A 5,530-nucleotide genomic window follows, 5' to 3' on the forward strand; every position below is an offset into this window, starting at 1 on the left:
AGCCCCAGCCCCGGTCGCCGCTGCCCCTGTGATGCCCCGCGAAGCCGGGCCCCCTCGGGAATCCGGCCCGTCCGCGCGCAGTGGGCACGGGCCCGTATCGCACAGGCCTCCACGCAGCCACCCGTGAGGCAATTCCGCTGTCCTACCCGCCCACCGGCCCCGCCAGTCACGCTCCCCGCCTTCGAGCACAAGTCGTCACGCATGCGACAAGTTGTGACCTCAAAGCGATCAAAGAGCCGTTCACACTCGGTGCCGGATGTGACACCAATGCGTAACACAACAGACCGAACCGGCGATTTCAGCAACTAGGCGTAGTACTCCCTGTACGAAGCGTTATTCTCCTCAGACGCAATCGGTGCCCACTCGTCCCTATCCGGGCCGAACGGTCCCGTACTGCACGTGATGACAGCTCTGCCTCTGGGAGTCCCGTGTACCCACACGTCGGGGTTGACGCCTCGGGCCTGGCTACGCTGCGTGGCACGGTCGTTACGGCTGTCGACCAGCTGCGCGCATTCGTCCCCACCGCGTACGCCGTCCCCGCCCTCACCGCCGCCCCACCTGTCCCCGCCGGCCCCCGCTACGCCTTGGCCCACCGGGCCACGGGCGCACCGGCGGGTGCCGCACAATCCACCGCTGCCGCCGTCCCCACCGGTGCCGTCGGCAGGCGCTCCCGCGGAGCCTCCGGCACCGCCACCACCCGTCGCTCGCCCCGTGCCGGCTCGGCCGCCCCGGACAGCGACAGCCGTCGGATGATGGACCTCGTCGAGCGGGCCCAGTCCGGCGAGGCCGAGGCGTTCGGCCGCCTCTACGACCAGTACAGCGACACCGTCTACCGCTACATCTACTACCGCGTGGGCGGCAAGGCGACCGCCGAGGACCTGACGAGCGAGACGTTCCTGCGCGCCCTGCGCCGCATCGGCACCTTCACCTGGCAGGGCCGTGACTTCGGCGCCTGGCTGGTGACCATCGCCCGCAACCTGGTCGCCGACCACTTCAAGTCGAGCCGGTTCCGGCTCGAGGTGACCACCGGGGAGATGCTCGACGCGAACGAGGTCGAGCGCAGCCCGGAGGACTCGGTACTGGAGTCCCTCTCCAACGCAGCACTGCTGGAGGCCGTCCGCAGGCTCAATCCGCAGCAGCAGGAGTGCGTCACGCTCCGCTTCCTGCAGGGCCTCTCCGTCGCCGAGACCGCACGGGTGATGGGAAAGAACGAAGGCGCGATCAAAACCCTCCAGTACCGGGCCGTCCGCACCCTGGCGCGGCTGCTGCCGGAGGACGCACGCTGAAGTAACCGCAGGTGACGGCTCGTACGCCCCTGGTCACATCGCGATGGCTCCGTAACCCGACTGGCCAGCCGCTCGTTGTGGGGGGTGCAGGCTCCCCGCATCCGCGGCACGCACGATTCCCCCACTCTTCGGAGTGGACGCGTGCGCTCGCCGTACAACCTTCCATCCGTGGTGGGGAGTCGACCGTGCTGACGAGAGGAGGTGCCGCCATGATCTGGTCCGTAGCCACGGGCAGACAGGCAACCGCCTTCGCCCAGGCCCTGGATGAGCACGAGCTCGAGGAGGCCCCGGCGGCCGGCCAGGCGGCGGGCAAGGGGGCCGCGCGTGTCCATCCACAGGGCACCGCGACCACCGGGACGCTGCCCGAGACCGACCGCGGCCACGACGGTACGGACGGCGCGAACGGGGGTGCGGACACCTCCGAGCCCGCGCTGCTGCTCGCCGTGTCCGACCGGCTCGGGGCCCTGCCCAAGCCCGAGTTGGCACCCGCGGCCAAGACCGTGCAGCGAGCACAGCTGATCGCCGCCATGGAGGCCGCCGCGGGTTCGCCGGAGACCCGGGCCGACCAGCTCCCCGGGCAGCGCGGCGCGCGCTCCGGACGGGGCAGCCACCGCGCGCCGAACATCGGCCCGTTGGACGCGTTCCGCCCGAAATCCAGGCTCGCCAAGGGCCTCGCGGCAGGCGGCCTCAGCGTCGGCGTCGCCGCTTCCGCCCTCGGCGGCTTCGCCGCGGCCAGCACGGGAGCTCTCCCCGGCGACTCGCTGTACGGCCTCAAACGCGGCATGGAGGACCTGCAGTTGGACCTCGCCGATGACGAGACCGGCCGTGGCGAGGTCCACCTGGACCATGCCTCGACCCGGCTGCGCGAGGCCCGCAGACTGCTGGAGCGGACGAGAGGCGGCGCGGTCCTGGACCACGAGTCGCTCGGAGAGGTCCGGAAGGCCCTCTCCGGGATGCGGTACGACGCGACCGAGGGCCACCGGCTGCTGAGCGGTGCGTACGAACGGAACGGCGAGCTCGCCCCGATGCGGTCGCTCTCCTCCTTCTCCACCGGCCACCGCGCGAGCTGGGCCCAGTTGCGCGACCGGCTGCCCGCCCAACTGGCCGACGTCGGCGACGACGTGAGCTCGGTCTTCGACGCCATAGACAGTGATGTCGGTCCGCTGGCCGGGCTGCTCTCCGACCCGTCGCAGGACGGGTCCGGGGAGCGTGGACGGGGCGGTGCGGGAGGCACGGGCGGCTCCGGCACCTCGCCCCTGCCGCCCTCCTCCGGCTCCTCGGACACGGATTCCCGCGACGGCGGAAGGGACGGCAGGCCCTCGCCGACCGGCTCGGATCAGGGAGCGGGCGAACTGATCGGCGGCGGCATCCTGGACCCGTCCGGAAACCCGGACGGCAACCCGTCCCAGTCGGAATCGGGCGACGACCGGGGCAAGAGGTTCCCCGATCCGGATGTCACTCTGCCGCCGATCATCCCGGACGTGCTGCCGGGCCTGAAGAAACTGCCGGGAGACGAGAGGAGCTGAGAGGTGTGAGAGGTGCTCCACCTCTCACACGAGAACGCTCTCAGAAGAACACGGACCGGCGCTGCACCAGCAGTTTGTAAAGGGTGTGCTGGATGGTCTCCCGGATCTGGTCCGTGAGGTTGAACATCAGCATCGGGTCCTCGGCCGATCCCGGCGGATAGCCGTCCGTCGGGATCGGCTCACCGAACTGGATCGTCCACTTCGTCGGCAGCGGCACCGCACCGAGCGGCCCCAGCCAGGGGAACGTCGGTGTGATCGGGAAGTAGGGAAAGCCCAGCAGCCGGGCCAGCGTCCGCGAGTTGCCCACCATCGGGTAGATCTCCTCGGCACCCACGATCGAGCACGGCACGATCGGGGCCCCGGCCCGCATCGCCGTCGACACGAACCCGCCCCGGCCGAACCGCTGCAGCTTGTAGCGGTCCGAGAAGGGCTTGCCAAGGCCCTTGAAGCCCTCGGGCATCACCCCGACGACCTCGTCCCGCGCCAGCAGCCCCTCGGCGTCCTCCGCGCAGGCGAGCGTGTGTCCCGCCTTCCGCGCGAGCGAGTTGACCACCGGCAGCAGGAACACCAGATCCGCTGCGAGCAGCCGCAGATGGCGCTGAGCCGGATGGTTGTCGTGCACGGCGACCTGGAGCATCAGACCGTCGAGCGGCAGCGTCCCGGAATGGTTGGCGACTACCAGCGCCCCACCCTCGGCGGGGATGTTCTCGACCCCGCGGACCTCGACCCGGAAGTACTTCTCGTAGAGCGGCCGCAGCAGCGACATCAGGACCTGATCGGTCAGCTCCCGGTCGTAGCCGAAGTCGTCGATCTCGTACTCGCCGGTGACCCTCCGGCGCAGAAAGGCCAGCCCCTGCGCGACCTTTCGCTCCCAGCCGCCGTCCTCCGGCGCGTCGGCGTCGGTCGCCTGGCCGGACGACTCGCGCGCCTTCGCCTGCTCCCCGCGCCACTGGTCACGGCCGTCGTCGGAGGAGCCGAACGGAATGACTTTCGCGTCAGCCATGGTGGCCGGCCCCCTCCTGGCGTTCCTGCCGTTCCTGCCGTGCCCGCCGCTGCCGGTCCGCCGCCCGCCGCACCAGCTCGGCCAGCCTGTCGACGGTACGGGCGAGAGTCACCGGCGGCAGCAGCCCCGGCCCGCTGCTGTGCGCGAAGGCCGCGAACGTCTCCGCTGTCGTGTAGTGCGGCTCGAATCCGAAGATCTCGCGCATCTGTACCGTACGCACGACTCGGCCATGGGTCAGCAACCCCACCTGTTCGGGTGAGAGGTCCGTGACACCGACCGACTGCAGCAACGACCTGCTCCAGCGGATGGCGGGCAGCAGCAGCGGCACCGTCGGCCGTCCCAGCCGCCGGGCGCACTGGGACAGCAGCAGCGCGCCGTCTCCGGCGATGTTGAAGGTCCCCGCGTTGAGGGTGCCGCGGCGCGGCTCGCGGGCCGCGAGCCGCAGCACCTCGACCGCGTCGTCCTCGTGCACGAACTGCAGCCGCGGGTCGTAGCCGAGCACCGTCGGCAGTACGGGCAGCCCGAAGTATCCAGCGAGGGGTGAGTCCATCGAGGGGCCGAGCACGTGCGCGAAGCGCAGTACGGTCACCGACATGTCGGGGCGGCGCCGGGCGAAGCCCCGTACGTACCCCTCGACCTCCACCGCGTCCTTCGCGAAGCCGCCGCCGGGCAGTGACTTGGGCGGCATCGACTCGTCGAAGACGGCCGGGTCGCGAGGCGCGCCCCCGTACACACTGGTCGTGGACTTCACGACCAGCCGCCGCACCGAAGGTGCCTTCTGACAGGCGCCGAGCAGCTGCATGGTCCCGATGACGTTGACTTCCTTGACCGGACCCCGGCCGCCGCCGCTGCCGGGCACGCCCAGCGGCGAAGAACCGTGCACATCCATGTGGACGACGGTGTCCACCCGGTGCTCGGCCAGCAGTCTGGCTATGTCGGGCTGCCGGATGTCGGCGCGTACGAAGTCGGCGTCACCCAGGTCGTGCGGGGGGCGCAGAGCGTCGACGCCGATGACCCTGTCCACGTCGGGCTCGCGCTGGACGCGGCGTACGAAGTGCCCGCTGAGCTGACGGGCGACTCCGGTGACGAGCACGACCCTGCCCAAGATCCCTCCCCTGCCGCCCACCTGGCGGCTGTGGTGCCAGGCAGTCTCACCCGGGTGAGACTCCTTGGCAAACGAACGCGCAAACGAAACCGCCGCCCTGCTGTCCCGCACACCTGGTGCGGGCCGCAGAACGGCGGTCAGCGACGTGCTTGGCGCTCGCTCACTTCTTGTTGCGACGCTGAACTCGCGTGCGCTTGAGGAGCTTGCGGTGCTTCTTCTTAGCCATCCGCTTACGCCGCTTCTTGATAACAGAGCCCACGACTACCCTCGCTCACGGATCATCCCCGCTGATGCGGAGAAAACTGCCTTCACTCGGCGCGGGGCGTCCGTGCCCACACGACCTACATGGGTTCAGCCTACCCGCCACTGGATGCAGCTCGTAATCCGAGGGTCCTCGCGGGTAACCCTCAGGCGGTCTCCACCCCCACATAGGACTCTTGGAGGTATTCATGGACGGCCTGCTCTGGGACCCGGAAAGACCTGCCCACCCGGATCGCCGGCAGATGACCGCTGTGCACCAGCCGGTACACGGTCATCTTGGACACTCGCATCACCGAGGCGACTTCCGCCACGGTCAGAAAGTTGACCTCGTTGAGAGGTCCCTTGCCAG

6 protein-coding genes are annotated in these 5,530 nt (G+C 70.0%); 2 read left to right on the plus strand and 4 right to left on the minus strand.

Going from position 1 to position 5,530, the window contains the following annotated elements:
• Positions 1-428 precede the first annotated feature (428 nt).
• Positions 429-1,286, plus strand: coding sequence for an ECF subfamily RNA polymerase sigma factor, BldN family (locus ACRDP3_RS14710; RefSeq protein WP_431517381.1), 858 nt, complete (start codon positions 429-431; stop codon positions 1,284-1,286).
• Between the two features lie 209 nt (positions 1,287-1,495).
• Complete coding sequence (locus ACRDP3_RS14715; RefSeq protein WP_431517382.1) at positions 1,496-2,812, plus strand: DUF5667 domain-containing protein; 1,317 nt, start codon at positions 1,496-1,498, stop codon at positions 2,810-2,812.
• 40 nt (positions 2,813-2,852) lie between these two features.
• Here the strand turns inward: ACRDP3_RS14715 and ACRDP3_RS14720 are convergent, their stop codons facing one another.
• The 4 genes from ACRDP3_RS14720 to ACRDP3_RS14735 all read right to left on the minus strand — a co-directional run.
• Positions 2,853-3,815: a lysophospholipid acyltransferase family protein gene (locus ACRDP3_RS14720; protein ID WP_431517383.1), complete on the minus strand. Its 963-nt coding sequence runs from the start codon at positions 3,813-3,815 to the stop codon at positions 2,853-2,855.
• Positions 3,808-4,920 (minus strand): NAD-dependent epimerase/dehydratase family protein, encoded by a 1,113-nt coding sequence (locus tag ACRDP3_RS14725; protein WP_431517384.1) that lies wholly within the window; start codon positions 4,918-4,920, stop codon positions 3,808-3,810. The genes ACRDP3_RS14720 and ACRDP3_RS14725 overlap by 8 nt, the downstream gene beginning before the upstream one ends.
• Before the next feature lie 160 nt (positions 4,921-5,080).
• Complete coding sequence (locus ACRDP3_RS14730; RefSeq protein ID WP_003948845.1) at positions 5,081-5,179, minus strand: 30S ribosomal protein bS22; 99 nt, start codon at positions 5,177-5,179, stop codon at positions 5,081-5,083.
• A 148-nt stretch (positions 5,180-5,327) separates the two neighbouring features.
• On the minus strand, positions 5,328-5,530 hold a 203-nt coding region (locus ACRDP3_RS14735; protein ID WP_431517385.1), incomplete at its 5' end, for a helix-turn-helix domain-containing protein.

Source organism: Streptomyces sp. (assembly GCF_050698815.1).
Classification (GTDB): Bacteria; Actinomycetota; Actinomycetes; order Streptomycetales; family Streptomycetaceae; genus Streptomyces.

Coding starts and splice junctions, on each gene's coding strand:
- ACRDP3_RS14715 (WP_431517382.1), top strand. CDS start 1,496: ATGATCTGGTCCGTAGCCACGGGCAGACAGGCAACCGCCTTCGCCCAG.
- ACRDP3_RS14720 (WP_431517383.1), bottom strand. CDS start 3,815: ATGGCTGACGCGAAAGTCATTCCGTTCGGCTCCTCCGACGACGGCCGT.